Origin of the sequence: Streptomyces sp. NPDC048751 (assembly GCF_043198595.1) — a bacterium.
In the GTDB taxonomy this organism is placed as follows: Bacteria; Actinomycetota; Actinomycetes; order Streptomycetales; family Streptomycetaceae; genus Streptomyces.
On the sequence record NZ_JBICUX010000002.1, the window covers coordinates 459,962 to 478,884 of the forward strand.

Genomic DNA, 18,923 nt, shown 5'->3' on the forward strand with positions numbered 1-18,923 from the left:
GCGTGTTGCGGAACGCAACGCGGGGCCCAACTCCATGTGGTGAGCGATGCATGCCGGATGGTGCACGGCACAGAACCGGCATAATTGCACTCCCGCACCTCCGTGAAGGACAGAACACCGCATGTCATTCGGTCCGCCACCTGCCAGTCTCGGGCCCGTCAACCCGCCTGTCTGGATACCTCCCACGGACATCGAGCAGGCGTTGTTGGAGGCCAAGTCGCGGGACGACTGGGGGGCCTACCTCGAGACGAGTGGTGCACCGACATGGTCGACGCCCACCGCATCCTGATGGCCGACCCCGGCAGCCCGTGGCTCAACATCCCCTTCCGATGAGGGCGAAGTCGACTACCCCATCGGCCGGTAATACCCCAGCACCGCCGCCAACTGGGCAAACCACTGGCCCAGTTGTTCCCTGGGCTTCGCGGTGACCACGCACTCGTAGAACCTGCCGTCGATGTGGACGACGGCCATCATCAGGGCCTTGCCGTTGGGGCTGGCCTTGAAGTGGACGCTGCGGATCTCCTGCCAGGGGAACTCCGCGGTGATGTCGTGGTCCTCGAAGGCGACACCCGAGGGGTCGACGACGATGGAGTTGTGGCGGTCGACCGCCAGGAACTCCGGGCCTGAGGGGGCCGTCTGCGGGGGTGGTGCCGGGTACGCGTACTGCGGGGGTGGGGGGCCGAAGCCGGGTGGGGGTGGTGGCTGGTGGCCGTACGTTGGGTGGGTCATGGGGTTCCCCCGGGGTTTCGCCCTTGTGCCTGCCTACGGGAACTTACCCGCACGGCGTCGGGTCGTCCCGGCCTGCCCCCTCTCGGCCCCGGTCGGCCCCTCGCGAAAAACTCTGCGTCCCCTGTGAAACATTTCCCCTCCCCCACCGCATCAATGAGGTGAGGACGGCAGTCCCAGCGACCACACCCACAGGGGGAACACGCATGAGGCAGGCCCGCGCGGACGAGTACGCGGAGTTCGCGGCGGCTCGGGCCGGGCATCTGTACCGGTCCGCTTGTCTGTTGACCGCCGGCGACACGTACCTCGCCGAGGACCTGGTGCAGGAGACGCTGGGGCGGTTGTACGTGCGATGGGGGCGGGTCAGTCGGGTCGGCAACCCCGCCGGGTATGCGCAGACCGTTCTCACCCGGACCTTCCTCGCGCATCAGCGGCGTCGCAGCAGCAGGGAGCGGGCCACCGAGGTGTTGCCGGAGCGGGCCGGGGCCGACCGTGACGCCTCGCTGCGGCTGACGCTGCTCCAGGCGCTCGCGCGGCTGCCCGCCAAGGACCGCGCCGTGGTCGTCCTGCGGTACTGGGAGGACCGGTCCATAGAGGAGACCGCCGACGCGATGAACGCCAGCTCGGCGGCGGTGCGGACGCGGTGCGTGCGGGCCCTCGCACGGCTGCGGGAACTGCTCGGCGAGGACATCGGCGAGTACGCCAGACCCTGACGGATCAACCTCCCTCCACGACTTCAGCTCCTTCGACCTTCCGGAAACGGTGGTTCCGCCATGCCCGTAAACCAGCACAGTGACCCCGGCAGCAGCCCCTTCGAGGACCAGCTCTCCGCCGCCCTGCACGACACGGGAGGTGCCTTCGACGCCGACCGGCTCGCGCTCGCCGACGCCGGTCAGGCCCGTGGGCGCCGGCTGCGCCTGCGGCGGCGGGCCGCGGTCGTGGGTGGGGTGGCCTCTCTCGCGCTCGTCGGGGTCGGCGGGGCGCTGCTCCTGCCGGGGGACGGTACGCCCGAGCCGGGGACCAGCCGTGTCGCCGCTCCGCCGAAGAGCACGGCCACTCCAGCCGCCCGCCAGGACCCCGTCTACGGGACCCAGCTCATCCGGATGCTCGAGGAGGCTTTGCCCAAGGGGACGTTGAGCGACACGCAGGCGCGCGGTACGCATGACGAGGCCGGTCTGCCGCCGCGCGTGGAGGGCGTATACGACGACGGCAAGGGCGCCGCGGCCCTCTCCGTCAATCTGGACCGGATCCAGCCGGGCGGCCAGGAGGCCGGGGAGCTGGGGAAGTGCCCGGACGAGGTCTTCGTACCGATGGACGGTTGCACCGTGAGCCGGCTCTCCGACGGGTCCCTGGTCAGGGTGGTGAAGGGGTACGAGTACCCGGACCGGCGCGTCGACACGAAGATGTGGTCGGCGGACCTCGTCTCCGCGACCGGGCAGCACGTGAGCGTCGTCGAGTGGAACGCCGCGGCCGAGAAGGACTCGCCGATCAGCCGACCCGAACCACCGCTCTCACCGGCCCAGTTGAAGGAGTTCGTCGCGGCGAAGGAGTGGCGCGAGGTGGTGGACGCCATTCCTGAGGACCCTCACCAGCCCGCGGAGCCCACCCCGCCCGCCGACGCGCCGAGCGGCAAGGCGGTGCCGCAGACGCTGCTCGGGCTGCTTCCCAAGGGGCTCAAGGTGGTCCGGCACAGTGGTGAGGACGGCCAGTACGCCTATGTCATCGTCGACGACGGCAAGGGGCAGAGCTTCGTCCAGATCAACGTGCAGCCCGACATGCGGGACGTCGCCGACCAGCTCTACGGGAAGGGCTCCGAGACGCTGGCCGACGGCACCAAGGTGATGGAGCGGCAGGGGCCGGGCGAGAAGGGCGGGTCGGGGGTCGTGATGTGGACCGTCGACACCATGCGGACCGACGGGTACCGCGTGGTGATCAGTGCCTTCAACGCCCGCACGCAGAACACCGACGCGACCCGCCCGATCCCGGCCCTCTCCATGAAGCAGCTCCGGGAGATCGCCCTCAGCCCGAAGTGGCTGCAGCTGCGGTGACCGACGTCAGAAGAACTCCGCCCACGGCTGGTCCCAGACCTGCTTCACGCACAGGACCAGGAACAGCAGGCCGGCCAGCGCCAGCATCACGTTGCTGAGCACGCCGTTGCGCCACTGCCTCGGCGTACGGCCGGAGTTGAGGAGCCAGAGCAGCGTACCGGCGAGGAAGGGGAGGAAGGCCGCGCCCAGGACGCCGTAGAGGATGATCAGGCGGAAGGGCTGGCCCTGGAAGAGGAGGACGATGGGCGGGAAGGTCAGCCACAGCAGGTAGGCGCGGAAGGGCCACGAGCGCTCGCGCTCGCCCGACGCGACCTCCTCGCCCCCGGCCTCGCCCGTGGTCCCGTTGCGCTTCTGGTAGCGCGCCACGAAGTCCGCGAACATCAGGCTCACGCCGTGCCAGACGCCGATCAGGGAGGTGTAGGAGGTGGCGAAGAAGCCGATCAGGAAGAACTTGGCGGTGGCCGGGCCGTACTCCGCCTCCAGGATGTCGCCGAGCTGGATGAGGCCCTTGTCGCCGCTCGCGATGGCCACGTTCGCGGAGTGCAGGAGTTCCGCGCCGACGAAGAGCATCGCGATCACGAAGATGCCGGTGGTGGCGTAGGCGACGCGGTTGTCGAGGCGCATCACCTTCATCCAGCCGGTGTTCGTCCAGCCCTTGGCGTTGACCCAGTAGCCGTACGCGGCGAGCGTGATGGTGCCGCCGACGCCGCCGATCAGGCCCAGCGTGTTGAGGACGGAGTCCTTCTCGTCGGGCAGGACGGGGAGGAGGCCGGCGAAGGCGTCGGGGAGGTTGGGGGTGACCCGGATCGCCAGGTACACCGTCACCACGAACATGACGCCGACCAGCACCGTCATGACCTTCTCGAAGACGGCGTACTTGTTGAACCAGACGAAGACCAGGCCCGACAGGCCGCAGGCGACGGCCCACCATTTGAGGTCCATCACGTCGGGGAACAGGGCCTGGAGCGGCAGCGCGCTCGACGACATCGCCGCCGCGCCGTAGACGAAGCCCCAGACGACGACGTAGACGGCGAAGAAGTACGTCGTCCAGCGGCCGAGGCTCGCCCAGCCGTCGAAGAGGGTGCGGCCGGTGGACAGGTGCCAGCGGCCGGCCGCCTCGGCGAGGGAGATCTTGACCAGGCAGCCGACGATGGCCGCCCAGAGGAGGGTGTAGCCGAAGTTGCTGCCCGCGATGAGGGTGGCGACGAGGTCACCGGCGCCGACGCCGGTGGCCGCGACGACGATGCCCGGGCCGATGTACCGCCAACTGGACTTGTGGGGGGTGGGGTTGGTACCGGATGGTGCCTCGGTGTCTGTGGGGTTACCCGTGGTGTCCGCCATGGGGGTCAAGAAACAGCAAAGTGCCTCGGCTGACAAGAGGGCTCTGCGTGGGCCCCGAGCTGTCGGGGTCCACCTCGGCGGAGCGCTACGGCTGTCGCCGACCGCAGCCGTCGTCTCCGCAGGTGCCGAGCTCGAACCAGACGGTCTTGCCCGGCCCGTCCTGCTGGCAGCCCCAGCGCCGGGCGAGCGCGTCCACCAGGAACATCCCGCGACCGCTCTCCGCGCCGCCCGCCTGGAGCACCTGCGGGGTGCGGCGGCCGGTGTCGGCCACCTCGCAGCGCAGGACGCCGTGCGCGGCGGAGAGCGTGAGCCGGAAGCGGCTCGCGGAGTGCAGCAGGGCGTTGGTGGCCAGCTCGCTCACGAGGAGTTCCGCCGTGTCCACCAGGTCCGTGTGCTCCGCGAGGCCCCATCCCTCCAACTGTTTGCGGACCTCGGCGCGGGCCTCGCGGACGGCGGCGGGACGGGGGTCGTACTCGACGCTCAGGTGCCCTGCCCCCAGGGGCGGCTGGGGGTACGCGCCGTATTGGGGGTCGGGGTCCGGGGGGCACCCTGCGGAGAGTCGCAGCATGCTTCCAGCGTGTCCGGCGGGGGCGTACGGCACACGGGGAGGACTACCCGTTTCCATACCTGCGCCGTAGCCCGTCCGGGGGTCAGGGTCAGGTGTCAGGACTAGGCGTACTGGAGCCGTACGGTCGCTCCGGCGTCGTCGTCGCGGACGTCGACGTACGCGCACACCTGCCGGGCGAACCACAGTCCCTGGCCGGGCTCCAGTTCCGCGGTGGGCGGCGGGACGAACCCGGCGAGCGGGTCGTCGACGCGCCGCGGTGAGCGCAGTTCGCAGACGCAGGCGGGTGCCTCGCCCCACAGCAGGGTGGTGGTGAGCGGGCCGCCGAGGTGCGCGGCCGCCTCGGTGACGGACGTGGCGAACAGCTCCGCGTCCGCCGCCGGCAGCCCCCGCCCGGCCGCCCAGGCGCGTACGGCGTTCCCGTCCGGGCTCGGCTCGCGGAGGTGCTCGGCGTCGTACGGCGGTGGCGGCAGCGGTACGTCGTCCAGCTCCGCGGCGATACGCACCGGGTCCTCGTAGACGCCGGTGCCGGGGTGCGTGCGGCGGGCCGCGGCGACGACGGCGGGGCCCGCGGTGCGCAGGTCGTAGGCGCACAGGGCAGTGGTCGCGAGGGGGGCGAAGAGGAGGTTGGCGAGGGCTTCGTACCGGATCCACTCCGCGCTCTCGCGGGCGGAGCGGCCGGCGCGGCCGTTCCACACCGGTTCCATGAGGAGGTGGATACGGCCCTGGGGGCCGGCGTGCTCGGCGAGGTAACCGGCGCCGCGGGCCACGGCGTTGGCGGCGGAACCGGTGTACCAGTCGGTGTGCGGCACGAAGTCCATGTCCTTGGCGCCCGTGCCGAGGGCGTCGCGCAGGAGGCCCAGCTTGTCGGGGGCGGCGATGGCCACGGGCGGGGGTTCGGCGGTGGCGGCGAGGCCCTCGCGGAGGAAGGGCATGGCGGCGGCCAGGAAGGCGTCGTCGGACCCGTAGACGGCCATGCGGTGGTCGAACGATCCCGGGGGTGGGGCGGGTTGGGCGGTCATGAGTTCCCTTGCTGTGAGCGGGGGGGGCGTTGGGGGGGGTGGGATGTGGACGGGTGGTGGTGGGGGTGCGACGGGGACGGGGTGTCGGGCCGGGTCAGCGTTGGGCGGTTACCCAGGTGGCGATCTGGCTGCGGTTGCTGAAGCCGAGTTTGCTGAGGATGCGTTCCACGTGGCCTTCGGCGGTGCGGCGGGCGATGACCAGGCGGTCGGCGATCTGCTGGTTGGCGAGGCCCTGGGCGACGAGTTCGGCGACCTCGGTCTCGCGCGGGGTGAGGCGGACGCCGTGGGCCGGGCGGGGGGCCGGGGCGCGGGTGGTGGGGTCGGGCAGGGTGTGCGTGGCCCGGGTCGGTTGGGAGGGGGGCTGGGCCCGGACGTACTCGTGGCCGGGCCGGTGCTCGGGGTCCTGGTCCTGCTCGTAGCCGTGGCCCTTCTCGTGCTCGCCGAGGGCGTACCCGACGATGTCGTGGAGGCTGAGGGCCGCGCCGCGTTCGTGGGCAAGGTGAAAGGCCGCGCCGCCCACCGCCTCGCGCACGCGTGCCTCGCTGCTCGTGCGGGTGGAGTTGAGGGCCGCCGAGCCGAAGCGGTTGCGGTCTACGTCGGCCCAGGCGCGGTCGGCTCCGCCGAGCAGGACGGCGGCACGGTCGTGGTCGCCGCGCTCGGCCGCGATCCTGGCGAGCAGGTCGAGGGTGAGGCCGATGCCGAGGACGTCGTGCACGACGAGTTTCAGGCGCAGCGCCTCCAGGGCGTGCCGCTCGGCGTCCCACCAGTCGCCCTTCACGGTGTGGGCGAGGGCGAGTATCCGCAGCGCGTACGACAGGACCCACTTCTCGCCGTGCTCCGTACAGAGGCGGCGGGTCTCCTCGCAGACCTGGATCGCCTCGTCGGCCTCGCCCAGGAAGCACAGGGCGCAGGCGAGCTCGACGTGGTCGAGGCCGACCATGCTGAGGTGCTGGCCGGGGGCGCGGCCGCGGGCGACGCTGGTGCGGAAGTGGTCCAGGGCGGTGGACAGGTCGTCGCTGAAGAGGCGGATGACGCCGACGACGTACTCGGCGTGGGCGGCCTCGGCGGCGTCGCCGAGCCGACGGGCGAGGTCGCGGGCCTGTTCGGCGCGGCGCAGGCCGCGGGTGAGGTCTTCCGGGCAGCCGGCGAGCAGTCCGGAGGCCCAGAGGGCCCGGGCGCGTTCGCGGGTGGGGGCGGGGCTGGCGTCGAGGGCGCGGTCGAGCCAGTAGCGGCCCTCGCGCGGGACGCCGCAGGCGTGCCAGTGGAACCAGAGGGTGCCGGCGAGGCGCAGGCCGGCGAGGACCTCGCCGGGGGCGGTGAGGCTGAAGTCGAGGGCGGCGCGCAGGTTGTCCCGGTCGGCCCGCAGCCGTGCGACGATCGCGGACTGCCCCGGCCCGAACCAGGCCCGTTCGCAGGCGGTGGCCCGCTCCTGCATCCAGTCCCGCTGGCGCCGCCGCGCGGCCCGCTCCTCCCCCGGCCGCTCACGCAACCGCTCGAGCCCGTAGTGCCGCAGCGTGTCCAACAGCCGGTACCGCACGCCATCGGGCCCGGCTTCCCGGCACAGCACGGACTTGTCGACGAGCCCGGCGACGGCTTCGAGCACGTCCTGAGCCCGGATGAGGGGACCGGCGGTGCGGGTTCGCGGCGGGGCTGCCCGGCCGGGACGCCTTGCCCCGGCGCCATCGGGCGCTGACCGCCCGCCCTCGCCACCGACTCCGGCACCGTCGACACACCCGGCGCCCTCCGCACCGGCACCGGGATGACCACACCGGCACTCGTCCCCGGCGGCGCGGGTCCGCGGCGGGGCTGCCCGCCCAGGACGCCTTGCCCCGGCACCGTCCGGCGCTGACCGCCCGCCCTCGCCACCGACTCCGGCACCGTCGACACACCCGGCGCCCTCTCCGCCGGCACCGGGATGACCGCCCCGGCACTCGTCTCCGGCGGCGCGGCACACACCACCCGTGCCGCCGTCCCGGGCCCCCTGCGGCGCCTCGTCCCGCAGTCCGGTGCCCGTGGCTCCCCGGCCCCCGCCGCACCCACCTTCCGTCTCGTCCGCGCCCACCGCCTCCGCCGTCTCCAGGTCGAACGTGCCTGCGAGGACGGACAGGCGGGCCCAGACCAACTGCTCCTCGGGGGTGCAGAGTTCGTGGCTCCAGGTGACGGCCGCGCGGAGGGTCTGGTGGCGGGGGAGGACGGCGGGGCTGCCGGTGGTGAGGAGGCGGTAGCGGTCGTCGAGGCGTTCGAGGAGCTGGTCGACGTCGAGGACGCGCATACGGACCGCGGCGAGTTCGATGGCGAGCGGCAGGCCGTCGAGGCGGCTGCAGAGGCGGGCCACGGCCGCCCGGTTGGCGGAGGTCAGGCGGAAGCCGGGGACGACGGCGGCGGCGCGGTCGGCGAAGAGGGCGAGGGCGGGGTAGCCGTCGGCGGCGGTCAGGTCGCCGTCCGGGTCGGGGACCTGCAGGGGCCGTACCTCCAGGAGGTGTTCCTCGGTGAGGCCGAGGCGGTGCCGGCTGGTGGCGAGGACGCGGACGCCCGGGGTGCCGTGCAGCAGGGCCGCGGCGAGCTGCGCGCAGGCCGGCAGCAGGTGTTCGCAGTTGTCGACGACCAACAGCAGCCGGCGGTCCCGTACCTGCTCCACCAGCGCGTCCAGCGGCGGTTGTTCGGAGTGGTCGCGCAGGCTGAGCGCGTCGGCGGCGGCGAGCGGTACGAGCGCGGGGTCGTGCAGCCCGGCGAGCGGTACGAAGCGCACGCCGTCCGGGAAGGCCCGCTCCAGGCGGGCCGCCATGCGCAGCGCGAGACGGGTCTTGCCGACGCCACCCGGCCCGGTGAGCGTGACCAGTCGGGCCCGGCTCAACAGTTCGCGGCCTGCGGCCAGTTCGGTGCGCCGGTCGACGAAGCTGGTCGTCTCCACCGGCAGGTGGCAGTCCCGTCGTGGCGCTGATCCGCCCATGATCAGCCAGTCCTCTGGGGGTGTGGGTCTCGGCGCGGACTGCCACTCTCCCCGCGGCCCCACATATATGCACCTCACCGTCACACCCGCGGGTGCACTTCACCGGTGCCCGTCCCTCACCTCGCGGTCACGCGTACACTGCGCGGCCCGCCCCACCGCCCCACCGCCCCACCGCCCCACCGCCCCACCGCCCCACCGCCCGCGGCTGGTTTCCACGGGGTTCGCGCCACCAAACCCTTGGCGCACTCTTGACCTGCTCATGCCATACGTCGACGATGAGCCGCACACCCGCACCAGCACGTCGCTGAACCACCCCCGCTCCACTCCCCGGTCCGGAAGACCCCGGACTCCCTGGAGAAACAAGGAGACTTCATGCGACTTCGCATCCGCGGCTCGGGCGCCCGAAGCGGCAGACGCACCGCCGCGCTCACCGCCCTGATGGCCCTGGCCCTCGCCGCTCCCCTCACGGCGACCGCCACCGACGCCTCCGCCGACGGCGCCAAGAAGCCGACCGCGTCCGCCGACGACATCCGGCAGTACGAGATCCACGTCCACCACAACACCCCGGCCACCCGCACCGCCATCGCCGCCGCCGGCGTGTCCGTCGACGAGGCCGACGAGGAGACCGTGGTCGTCTCCGGCCGCGCCGACCAGATCCGCAAGCTACGGCAACGGGGGTACGAAATCGCCCCGTTGGGAGCCGCGCCGGACCGGGCCGCCGGAAGCGAGGCGCGGCTCTTCGACTTCCCCTCGGCGGACTCCAAGTACCACAACTACGCCGAGATGAACGCGGAGATCGACCAGCGGCTCGCCGCCTACCCGAACATCATGAGCAAGCGGGTGATCGGCAAGTCGTACCAGGGCCGGGACATCGTCGCCATCAAGATCAGCGACAACGTGGCGACGGACGAGGCCGAGCCGGAGGTGCTGTTCACCCACCACCAGCACGCCCGTGAGCACCTGACGGTCGAGATGGCGCTGTACCTCCTCCGCGAACTCGGCGCGGGCTACGGCTCCGACTCGCGGATCACCAACATGGTGAACGGCCGCGAGATCTGGATCGTGCCCGACCTCAACCCGGACGGCGGCGAGTACGACATCGCCTCCGGCTCCTACCGCTCCTGGCGCAAGAACCGGCAGCCCAACTCCGGCTCGTCGAACGTCGGTACGGACCTCAACCGCAACTGGAACTACAAGTGGGGCTGCTGCGGCGGCTCTTCCGGGTCCACGTCCTCCGAGACCTACCGCGGCGCCTCCGCCGAGTCCGCGCCCGAGGTGAAGGTCGTCGCCGACTTCGTACGCAGCCGGGTGGTCGGTGGCAAGCAGCAGATCACGGCGGGGATCGACTTCCACACGTACAGCGAACTGGTGTTGTGGCCGTTCGGGTACACGTACTCCGACACGGCGACCGGGATGACGGCGGACGACGCCGCCGCGTTCAAGGCGGTCGGGCAGAAGATGGCGGCGAGCAACGGGTACACGCCGGAGCAGTCCAGCGACCTGTACATCACGGACGGGTCGATCGACGACTACCTCTGGGGCTCGCAGAAGATCTTCTCGTACACGTTCGAGATGTACCCGTCGTCCAGCTTCGAGGGTGGGTTCTACCCGCCCGACGAGGTGATCGAGCGGGAGACTGCTCGGAACCGGGATGCGGTGTTGCAGCTGCTGGAGAACTCGGACTGCATGTACAGGTCTATTGGGAAGGCCGCTCAGTACTGCAGTTAGGTGCGCCCCGCGGCGGAGCCGCTGATTGGCTCAGCCGCGCGCCCCTTACTTCGCGTCCTCTTCTTCGAAGTACGCGTCCAGAACCGCGTCCAACTGTTCTTCCCACTCCTTGAAGACGCTCCTGGCCGTCGCCTCGATCTCGATCGGGTACCAGCGGCGGTCAGGGGTGTGGACGGTGATGGTGAACCGCTTGCCGAAGCGGGCGGTTTCCGTCTCGACGGCGCCGACCTCGTCCCAGCGGAACTCGCACTGCTGGTCGTCCAGGGTGAGGTGGACGCCCTTGTGGTCGGCGACGATCTTCGCCCGACGGTCGGAGGCCTCGAAGACCGGACCTTCGGGAGCCTCCACCTCTTCGGCGGGCTCGTCCGCCGCTTCCTCGGCGGAGGACACCTCCTCCGGCTCCACGGCGTCGTCGTGCTCGACGGCGTCCTCCGGCTTCGCGGTCGCCGGCGACGTGATCCCGGGGATGAAAGCCGGGTCGAATCCGGCGCCCTCCAGGGGCTGGCTGCTCGAACCTATGCGCTGCTCCACAGCGGGAAGTATGGTCGAAGATCCTGTGCGGGACACAGCCAGCCCCCTGCATCGTTATCAGACGCCTACACGAACAGGCTCAGCACAGCGGCCACCAGGAACCCCGCGACCGACAGGACCGACTCCAGCACGGTCCACGTCTTCAGCGTGTCCCGTTCGGTGATGCCGAAGTACTTGGCCACCATCCAGAAGCCTCCGTCGTTGACGTGGGAGGCGAAGATGGAGCCGGCGGAGATGGACATGATGACGAGCGCGACGAAGGCCTGGGAGTGGTGGCCCTCGGACAACAAGGGGGCGACGATGCCCGCGGTCGTCACGATGGCGACCGTCGCCGAGCCCTGGGCCACGCGCAGGACCACCGAGATCAGGTAGGACAGGGCGATAACGGGCAGGCCGACGTCGTTGAAGGTGTCGGAGAGGGCCTGGGCGACGCCGCTGGCCTTGAGGATCGCGCCGAAGACCCCGCCCGCGCCGACCACCAGCAGGATGTTGCCGATGGGCTTGAGGGAGGCCGTCGAGACGGTCTCCAAAGACTTGCGGGACCAGCCGCGGCGGATGCCGAGCAGGTAGTACGCGAGCAGCAGGGCGATCGTCAGGGCGACGAAGGGGTGGCCGAAGAACTCGATCACCGAGCGGCCGGTGGAGGGGTCCAGGGCGATCGAGGAGAAGGTGGCGGCGAGGATCAGCAGCAGGGGCGTACCGATGATGCCGAGGACCGTGCCGAGCGGCACCGGCTCCTCACGGGGCTCGACGCCTTGCTCCCGCTGCTCGTTGATGACGGCGAGCTTCGCCTCCGCGGCCGCCTCGACCATGTCCTGCGGGACCGGGACGAAGATGCGCCGGCCGATCCACGCGGAGTACGCCCACGCGGCCAGCACCGCCGGGATGCCGCAGACGACGCCCATGAGGATGACCCAGCCGAGGTCCACGTGCAGGAGGCCCGCGGCCGCGACCGGGCCGGGGTGCGGGGGCAGGAACGCGTGGGTCATCGACAGGCCCGCCAGCAGGGGCAGGCAGTAGAGCAGGATCGACTTGCCGGAGCGCTTCGCGGCCGCGTAGACGATCGGGGCCAGGACGAAGATGCCGACGTCGAAGAAGACCGGGATGCCGAAGATCAGGCCGGTCAGACCCATCGCCAGCGGCGCCCGCTTCTCGCCGAACAACCCGAGCAGCCGGGACGCCAACACCTCGGCGCCGCCGCTCACTTCGAGGACGGCGCCCAGCATGGTGCCGAGGCCGATGATGATCGCGACATGGCCGAGGATGCCGCCCATGCCGGACTCGATGGTCGACACGGCGTCAGACCGCTGCACGGTGCCGAAGAGTTCGGTGACGGACAGACCGGCGAGCAGGCCGACGGCTATGGACACGGCGAGCAGCGCGACGAAGGGCTGGAGCCGCATCTTGATGATCAGGAAGAGCAGGAGCGCTATGCCGATCGCGGCGACCGTGAGCAGTCCGGCGGTGCCGTCGACGAGGAGGAGCAGGCCTCCGGTGTGGGGTGGGGTCTCGGCGGGGGCGGGGGCGGCGAGCGGGAGGGACATATGGGGGGCCTCGGCTTAAGTGCATGGAGCTTTCGGGCAGGGGGGATCGCGGCCCGGCGCCCCGGAAGGGAGAGGCGCCGGGCCGTGCGGGGACGTGGGAGAGGCTGTCCGCCGCTCAGCCGAGTACGGCGAGCGCGTCGATCTCGACGAGGAGGCCCGCGGGGAGGCCGACGTAGACCGTCGTGCGGGCGGCGGGGGGCTGGGTGAGGCCCTGTTCCTCGAAGTAGGTGTTGTAGATCTCGTTCATCTCGGCGAAGTGGTCGACGTCCGTGAGGTAGACGCGGATCATCATCGCGTCGTCCCAGCTCGCGCCGCCCTCTTCGAGGATCGCCTTGACGTTGGCGAGGGTCTGGAGGGTCTGCTCGCGCAGGGTGGGCCCGGCGGGCGTGGGGGGCTTGCCCTCCTCGGCGGGCAGGAAGCCGACCTGGCCGGCGACCTGGAGGATGTTGCCCTTCTTCACGCCGTGCGAGAACTTCGCGGGCGGCGTGGTGTGGGTCTTCGGGGTCAGCGCGATCTTGTCGGTCATTAGGTGTCCTTCATTCGGCGTCATTCATTCGGTGTTCTTCATTCGGTGTCCTTCACAGGGTGTCCTTTGCTGGAGTCCTGCCGGAGTACTCCCCGCTGATGGCGTCCGCGGTGCGGCGGACCAGCGGGAGCAGGGTGAGGAGTTCGTCGGCGGTGACGACGACGTTCGGCGCGGAGACCGACATCGCGGCGACCACCCGGCCGTCGGCGCCGCGGACGGGGGCGGCGACGCAGTTGATGGACTCCTCGTGGCCGCCGAGGTCGGTGGCCCAGCCCTGTTCGCGCACCTTCTCCAACTCCCGTAGGAACGCGGGCGCGTTGGGTGTCGAACGGGCCGTGTAGAGGGGGTAGTCGAGCTTCTCCGCGAGGGCGCGGCGCTCGTGCTCGGGGAGGTCGGCTAGGAGCAGCTTCGCCACGGCGGCCACGGTGATGGCGACGGGCTTGCCGATGCGCGAGTACATGCGTACGGGGTAGCGGCTCTCCACCTTGTCGATGTACAGGACCTCGTCCTCCTCGTACACGGCGAGGTGGACGGTGTGCCCGATCTGTTCGTTGAGCCGTACGAGATGGGGGTGGGCGATCTCGCGGATGTCGAGGTTCTCCATCGCCTCCTGGGCGAGGGCGATGAGGCGGGCGCCGAGGCGGTAGCGCTGGTCGGACTGGCGGTAGACGAGGCCGTGCTCGTGGAGGGTGCGCAGCAGGCGCAGGGCCGTCGACTTGTGGACGCCGAGGCGGTCGGCGACCTGCCCGAGGTCGGCGGGGCCCTCGGCGAGCAGCGGCAGGATGCTCAGGGCGCGGTCGACGGTCTGGCTCATGGGGTGCGTACCTCCTCCGGGGCCACGGCTTGCGTCCAGCCGGGGCCGAGTCGAAGTGTCCCCCACGCGGTGTCGTCGAGGGCGGCCAGACGGTCGGCGTGGTCGCGGGCCGGGGGCGTGGCGAGGTCGCCGGGGGCGGTGAGGGCGGCGGCGGCCATGAGGTGGCCGTGGCGCAGCCGGTCCCGGACGGGCAGCCCGCGCAAGGTGGCGGAGAGGAACCCTGCGGCGAAGGCGTCCCCGGCACCGACGGCGGCGACGACGTCGACGCGGGGGGCACGGACGAGGGTGACGGTGCCGTCGGCGTCCTCGAGGCCGTCCGTGTCCTTGTCGAACGCCACGGCCCCGCCCCTGCCCTGCTTGACGACCACGAACTCCGGCTCGGGCAGCGCGTTCCGGATGGCGCGCGCGCCGTGCAGTCCCCAGGCGGCGCGTGCCTCGTCGGCGCCGACGAAGACGATGTCGGCGCGGCGGGCGAGGTCGAGCAGGACGCGCGGGCCGTCGGCGTCGGGCCACAGCCCCGGCCGGTGGTTGACGTCGAAGGAGATCAGCGGCCGCCCGGGGCGGGGCTCGGTCAGCTCCCACAGGAGGGCGAGGCAGTCGTCGGACAGCGCCGCGGTGATCCCCGACAGGTGCAGCACGCGCCCGGCGCGCACCGCCTCCAGGTCCACGGTGTCCCCCGACATCGCGGAGGCGGCCGAGCCGGAGCGGTAGTACGCCACCTCGTGGGCGTCGGTGGCCCGGTCCCCCGCCGTGCGGAAGTAGATACCGGTGGGGCGCGCGGGGTCACGGCGCACGGACGTGATGTCGACGCCGTACGACCCGATCTCCTCGACGAGGTGGTCGCCGAAGCCGTCGGCCCCCACCCGGCTGACCCATCTCGTCGAGTGCCCGGCCGCCGCCAGTACGCACACGACGTTGGACTCGGCGCCGCCGATGGCACGCTCGAAGGAGGGGACGTCGGCGAGGCGGCCCGGACGGGAGGGCAGGAAGGTGACCATGGACTCGCCGAGCGCGACGACGTCGACGACGTCGGGGGCGTTGCGGGGTCCGGTCGCGGTCACGATCGTCTCAGCTCCTCGCTGGGGCCGCGGCGGCCTCGTTGACCCCGCGTTGGGCGAGATGTTAGACAGCAGTCAGCGACATACGCAATGGACGTTGCATTCAGTGCAACGCACCAGATCAGGAGGCTCTGCATGAGCAGCGAAGCGCTCGCCCGCCTGGCCGAGGAACGTGTCGACCACCGCTTCAAGGGCCTCCCCCCGGACGCCGACGGGCTGACCGTCGGGGAGCTCGCCGCCCAGCGCCGCAACCTCTTCACCGGCGGGTTCGCCACGCCCGTCCTCGCGCTGTCCGCGGAGCGCCTGGAGCACAATCTGCGGCTCATGGAGACGTACGCCGACCGCCACGGCCTGCTGTTCGCCCCACACGGCAAGACCTCCATGGCCCCGCAGCTCTTCCAGCGCCAGATCGAGTACGGCGCGTGGGGCATCACGCTGGCGGTGCCGCACCAGGTGCGGGTGGCGCGGGCGTTCGGGATCGAGCGGGTCTTCCTCGCCAACGAGCTGGTGGACCCGGCCGCCCTGCGCTGGATCGCCGCCGAGCTCGCCGCCGACCCCGACTTCCGTCTCGTCTGTTACGTCGACTCCGTGCGCGGTGTCGAGCTGATGGACGCGGCTCTCGCGGGCGCACCGCGCCCGGTGGACGTCGTGGTCGAGCTGGCCGCCGGCGACGGTGCCCGCACCGGCGTGCGGACCGAGGCGGAGTGCGCGGCGGTCGCGGACGCGGTGGCGGGCGTGGCGACGCTGCGACTGGTGGGTGTCGCGGGGTACGAGGGCGAGGTGCCGCAGGCCGATCCCGAGCGGGTGCGGGCCTGGCTGGAGCGACTGGTCGCGCTGGCCGTCGGCTTCGACAAGGCGGGGCGGTTCACCGGCGTCGAGGAGATCGTCGTCAGCGCGGGCGGCAGCGCCTGGTTCGACACGGTCGCCGAGGTGTTCGCCGAGATCCCCGAACTCTCCCTGCCGGTACTGAAGTTGCTGCGCTCGGGCGCCTACGTCTCGCACGACGACGGCCACTACCGCAGGCTGACGCCCTTCAACCGGGTCCCCGAGGAGGGCGCGCTGGAGCCCGCGTTCCGCCTGTGGGCGCAGGTGGTGTCCCGTCCGTCCGCCGAGCAGGCCTTCGTCAACGCGGGCAAGCGCGACGCGGCCTACGACCTGGACCTGCCCTTGGCGCAGGTGGTGCGCCGGGACGGCACCGAGCGCCCCGCCACCGGCCTCTCGGTCACCGCGCTGTCCGACCAGCACGCCTGGCTGCGCACGACCGAGGAGGCGGACCTGGAGGTCGGTGACTGGGTGGGCCTCGGTCTGTCCCACCCGTGCACGTCGTTCGACAAGTGGCAGCTGATCCCGGTGGCCGAGGCGGACGGCACGGTCGTCGACTACGTCCGCACGTTCTTCTAGGGGGTACGGCGTGGAAGAGCTCGTCATCCGGGACGCGGACGTCGTCGACGGCTCCGGCGAACCGTCGTACCGCGCCGACGTGGTGGTCGACCGCGGCCGGATCGTGTCGATCGTCAAGGAGGCCGCGGCGGCGGGCTGCCAGCGGCCGAAGGCCATGCGGGAGCTGGACGCCGAGGGCCTGGTCCTCTCCCCCGGCTTCATCGACATGCACGCCCACAGCGACCTCGCCCTCCTGCGCGACCCCGACCACAGCGCGAAGGCCGCGCAGGGCGTGACGCTCGAAGTCCTGGGCCAGGACGGGCTGTCGTACGCGCCCGTCGACGACCGCACGCGGGAAGGGGTCCGCCGGGCCATCACCGGCTGGAACGGGTACGGCGACGACATCGACTTCGACTGGCGGTCGGTGGGCGAGTACCTGGACCGCCTGGACCGGGGAATCGACGGCCGGGGCATCGCGGTCAACGCGGCCTATCTGATCCCGCAGGGCACCGTCCGCGCGCTCGCCGTCGGCTGGGAGGACCGGGAGGCGACACCGTGGGAGCTGGACCGGATGCGGCAGTTGGTGGCCGAGGGCCTTGAGCAGGGCGCGGTCGGCCTGTCCTCCGGGCTCACCTACACGCCCGGCATGTACGCCAAGGACGCCGAACTCACCGAGCTGTGCCGGGTGGTGGCGTCCTACGGCGGCTACTACTGCCCGCACCACCGCTCCTACGGCGCGGGCGCGCTGGAGGCGTACGCGGAGATGGTGGCGCTGACCCGGGAGGCGGGCTGCCCGCTGCATCTCGCCCACGCCACGATGAACTTCGGCGTGAACAAGGGCCGGGCGCCCGAGTTGCTGCAGCTGCTCGACGAGGCGCTGGCGACCGGGGCCGACATCACCCTCGACTCCTATCCGTACACACCCGGCAGCACCACCCTCGCCGCTCTGCTGCCGAGTTGGGCGAGCGAGGGCGGCCCCGACGAGATCCTGCGGCGCCTGGCGGACGAGGAGACCGCCGAGCGGATCCGCCACCACCTGGAGGTGCTCGGCGCGGACGGCTGCCACGGTGTGCCCGTCGAGTGGGACACGATCGAGATCTCGGGCGTCGGCGACCCGGGACTGGCCGCTCACGTGGGCCGTACGGTCCAGGAGTCCGCCGACCTGCGCGGCGAGGCCCCTTGGACAACCGCCCGTCGGCTGCTGCTGGACGACCGGCTCGCCCCGACGATCCTCCAGCACGTCGGCCACGAGGAGAACGTGCGGGCCGTCATGCGCCACCGCGTCCACACGGGCGGCTCCGACGGCATCCTCCAGGGCGCCAAGCCGCATCCGCGGGCGTACGGCACGTTCCCGCACTACCTCGGCCACTACGTGCGGGAGTTGGAGGTCCTGTCTCTGGAGGAGTGCGTCGCCCATCTCACCGGACGAGCGGCGGCCCGGCTGCGCCTGCCGGACAGGGGTCTGGTCCGCGAGGGCTACCGGGCGGACCTGGTGCTGTTCGACCCGCGTACGGTGGCGGCGGGCTCGACGTACGACACCCCGCGCACGCTGCCCACCGGCATTCCGCACGTCCTCGTCGACGGCCGGTTCGTGATCGAGGACGGCCGGCGGACGGACGTGCTGGCGGGGAGGGCGGTCCGTCGCAGTCCCGTGTGACGGAACGCCCCTCCGTGTCGCCTACGGCTTGGGCAGGGTGCAGCCGCTCGCGCTGAGGTTCAGCTGGTTGCGGGTCGTGAAGCAGGCCGGGAACCCGTACGTCTCCTGGGCGTAGTTGATGCCCTTGCGGACGGTGACGTTGCCGTTGGCGTCGACCTCGCACGGGTTGTTCTCCGTGCAGCGCTCGCCGTCCTCGTTGCCGGTGTTGTTGACGGCGACGACCTTGCCGGTGGCCTGGTCGACGACCGGCGAGCCCGAGGTGCCGCCGATGGTCTGGCAGGCGGAGGTGTAGCGGACCGAGTCCTTCCAGGTCCAGTCGCCCTCCTTGATGCGGTACACGAACCCGTCGATGTTGCAGCTGTAGAGCCGCTTCCAGTAGCCGGAGGCCACGGTGATCGCGGTGCCGGCGGTGGGGTGCGTGTCCTGCACGGTGAGCGGGCTGATGCCGTACGAGCTCTTGATGGTCGCGTACGTGCTGGTCAGCTGGTAGATCGTGGCGTCCGTGTCGGTCATCGTCGAGTACGCGATCTTGCTGGCGCGCAGCGTCGCGACCCGGGTGCCGGAGGAGTTGAGCAGGCCGAAGGTGCGGCTGGACGCCTGGTTGACGATGACCTCACCGGGCTCCGGGAAGCCCGTCTCCAGGCAGTGGCCGTTGGTGAGCACCAGCGCAGGGTCGGTGTCCAGCGAGTTCGGGAAGCGCACGACGGAACCGGAGCAGTTGCTCAGCGCGACGGTTCCGGCGAGGGTGACGGCCTTGAGCTTCGGGGACGCGGCCTTGGCGTCGGCCGTCTGCGCGGTTGCCGTCTGTGCGGTTGCCTTCTCCGCGGTGGCCGGAGCGCCGGTCACGGGCGCCGCGACCGCGGGTGCCGCGCCGGCTCCGGCGATCGCCAGGGCGAAGAGCGCGGCAACGAGAGGCTTTCTCATGTGGGGGTCCCCTCTTACGACAAGGCGACCGGAGATCTTCCGGCCGCCCGCTGCTTCTTGCTTTTTGTCATGCGCATTGTGATCGCAGAGGAGTGGGTTTCGGCAAGCA

Annotated in this window: 16 protein-coding genes; 5 read left to right on the top strand and 11 right to left on the bottom strand. The window is 71.6% G+C overall.

Annotated features, from left to right (window positions below):
* Window positions 1-345: 345 nt before the first annotated feature.
* On the bottom strand, window positions 346-729 hold the full coding sequence (locus tag ACGFNV_RS08980) for a hypothetical protein (protein ID WP_393620678.1): 384 nt from the start codon (window positions 727-729) through the stop codon (window positions 346-348).
* Window positions 730-932: 203 nt separating this feature from the next.
* Between ACGFNV_RS08980 and ACGFNV_RS08985 the strand changes: the two genes are divergently transcribed.
* Both ACGFNV_RS08985 and ACGFNV_RS08990 read left to right on the top strand, forming a co-directional pair.
* Window positions 933-1,439, top strand: a complete 507-nt coding sequence (locus ACGFNV_RS08985; protein ID WP_393620679.1) for a SigE family RNA polymerase sigma factor — start codon at window positions 933-935, stop codon at window positions 1,437-1,439.
* Between the two features lie 60 nt (window positions 1,440-1,499).
* Complete coding sequence (locus tag ACGFNV_RS08990) at window positions 1,500-2,774, top strand: hypothetical protein (protein ID WP_393620681.1); 1,275 nt, start codon at window positions 1,500-1,502, stop codon at window positions 2,772-2,774.
* 6 nt (window positions 2,775-2,780) lie between these two features.
* Here the strand turns inward: ACGFNV_RS08990 and ACGFNV_RS08995 are convergent, their stop codons facing one another.
* The 4 genes from ACGFNV_RS08995 to ACGFNV_RS09010 form a co-directional block, all read right to left on the bottom strand.
* Window positions 2,781-4,115, bottom strand: coding sequence for an Nramp family divalent metal transporter (locus ACGFNV_RS08995; protein WP_393620683.1), 1,335 nt, complete (start codon window positions 4,113-4,115; stop codon window positions 2,781-2,783).
* Between the two features lie 85 nt (window positions 4,116-4,200).
* On the bottom strand, window positions 4,201-4,683 hold the full coding sequence (locus ACGFNV_RS09000) for an ATP-binding protein (RefSeq protein ID WP_393620684.1): 483 nt from the start codon (window positions 4,681-4,683) through the stop codon (window positions 4,201-4,203).
* 101 nt (window positions 4,684-4,784) lie between these two features.
* Window positions 4,785-5,702, bottom strand: coding sequence for an anti-sigma factor RsbA family regulatory protein (locus ACGFNV_RS09005; RefSeq protein ID WP_393620686.1), 918 nt, complete (start codon window positions 5,700-5,702; stop codon window positions 4,785-4,787).
* Window positions 5,703-5,796: 94 nt separating this feature from the next.
* On the bottom strand, window positions 5,797-8,652 hold the full coding sequence (locus ACGFNV_RS09010) for an ATP-binding protein (protein WP_393620687.1): 2,856 nt from the start codon (window positions 8,650-8,652) through the stop codon (window positions 5,797-5,799).
* Between the two features lie 372 nt (window positions 8,653-9,024).
* Here ACGFNV_RS09010 and ACGFNV_RS09015 point away from each other — a divergent pair, with 372 nt between their 5' ends.
* Complete coding sequence (locus ACGFNV_RS09015) at window positions 9,025-10,380, top strand: M14 family metallopeptidase (RefSeq protein WP_393620689.1); 1,356 nt, start codon at window positions 9,025-9,027, stop codon at window positions 10,378-10,380.
* 45 nt (window positions 10,381-10,425) lie between these two features.
* Here the strand turns inward: ACGFNV_RS09015 and ACGFNV_RS09020 are convergent, their stop codons facing one another.
* The 5 genes from ACGFNV_RS09020 to ACGFNV_RS09040 all read right to left on the bottom strand — a co-directional run bounded on the left by ACGFNV_RS09020 (window position 10,426) and on the right by ACGFNV_RS09040 (window position 14,856).
* Window positions 10,426-10,911 carry a hypothetical protein gene (locus tag ACGFNV_RS09020; RefSeq protein ID WP_393620691.1) on the bottom strand — a complete coding sequence of 162 codons (486 nt, stop codon included), beginning with the start codon at window positions 10,909-10,911 and terminating at the stop codon, window positions 10,426-10,428.
* A gap of 65 nt (window positions 10,912-10,976) precedes the next feature.
* Window positions 10,977-12,455: a GntP family permease gene (locus ACGFNV_RS09025; RefSeq protein WP_393620693.1), complete on the bottom strand. Its 1,479-nt coding sequence runs from the start codon at window positions 12,453-12,455 to the stop codon at window positions 10,977-10,979.
* 115 nt (window positions 12,456-12,570) lie between these two features.
* On the bottom strand, window positions 12,571-12,981 hold the full coding sequence (locus ACGFNV_RS09030; RefSeq protein ID WP_393620695.1) for a RidA family protein: 411 nt from the start codon (window positions 12,979-12,981) through the stop codon (window positions 12,571-12,573).
* A gap of 52 nt (window positions 12,982-13,033) precedes the next feature.
* The gene (locus tag ACGFNV_RS09035) at window positions 13,034-13,795 is read right to left on the bottom strand and encodes an IclR family transcriptional regulator (RefSeq protein WP_393620697.1); all 762 of its coding nucleotides are present in this window, start codon (window positions 13,793-13,795) and stop codon (window positions 13,034-13,036) included.
* Complete coding sequence (locus tag ACGFNV_RS09040) at window positions 13,792-14,856, bottom strand: sugar kinase (protein ID WP_393620699.1); 1,065 nt, start codon at window positions 14,854-14,856, stop codon at window positions 13,792-13,794. The genes ACGFNV_RS09035 and ACGFNV_RS09040 overlap by 4 nt, the downstream gene beginning before the upstream one ends.
* A 132-nt stretch (window positions 14,857-14,988) precedes the next feature.
* On the opposite strand from ACGFNV_RS09040, the gene ACGFNV_RS09045 reads away from it, so the two are divergent.
* Window positions 14,989-16,254, top strand: coding sequence for an amino acid deaminase (locus ACGFNV_RS09045; RefSeq protein ID WP_393620700.1), 1,266 nt, complete (start codon window positions 14,989-14,991; stop codon window positions 16,252-16,254).
* A 10-nt stretch (window positions 16,255-16,264) separates the two neighbouring features.
* Entirely contained in the window at window positions 16,265-17,890 is a 1,626-nt protein-coding gene (locus ACGFNV_RS09050; RefSeq protein ID WP_393620702.1) for an amidohydrolase family protein, read from the top strand.
* 21 nt (window positions 17,891-17,911) lie between these two features.
* On the opposite strand, the gene ACGFNV_RS09055 is transcribed toward ACGFNV_RS09050, so the two are convergent.
* The gene (locus ACGFNV_RS09055; protein ID WP_393620703.1) at window positions 17,912-18,814 is read right to left on the bottom strand and encodes a serine protease; all 903 of its coding nucleotides are present in this window, start codon (window positions 18,812-18,814) and stop codon (window positions 17,912-17,914) included.
* Between the last annotated feature and the right edge of the window lie 109 nt (window positions 18,815-18,923).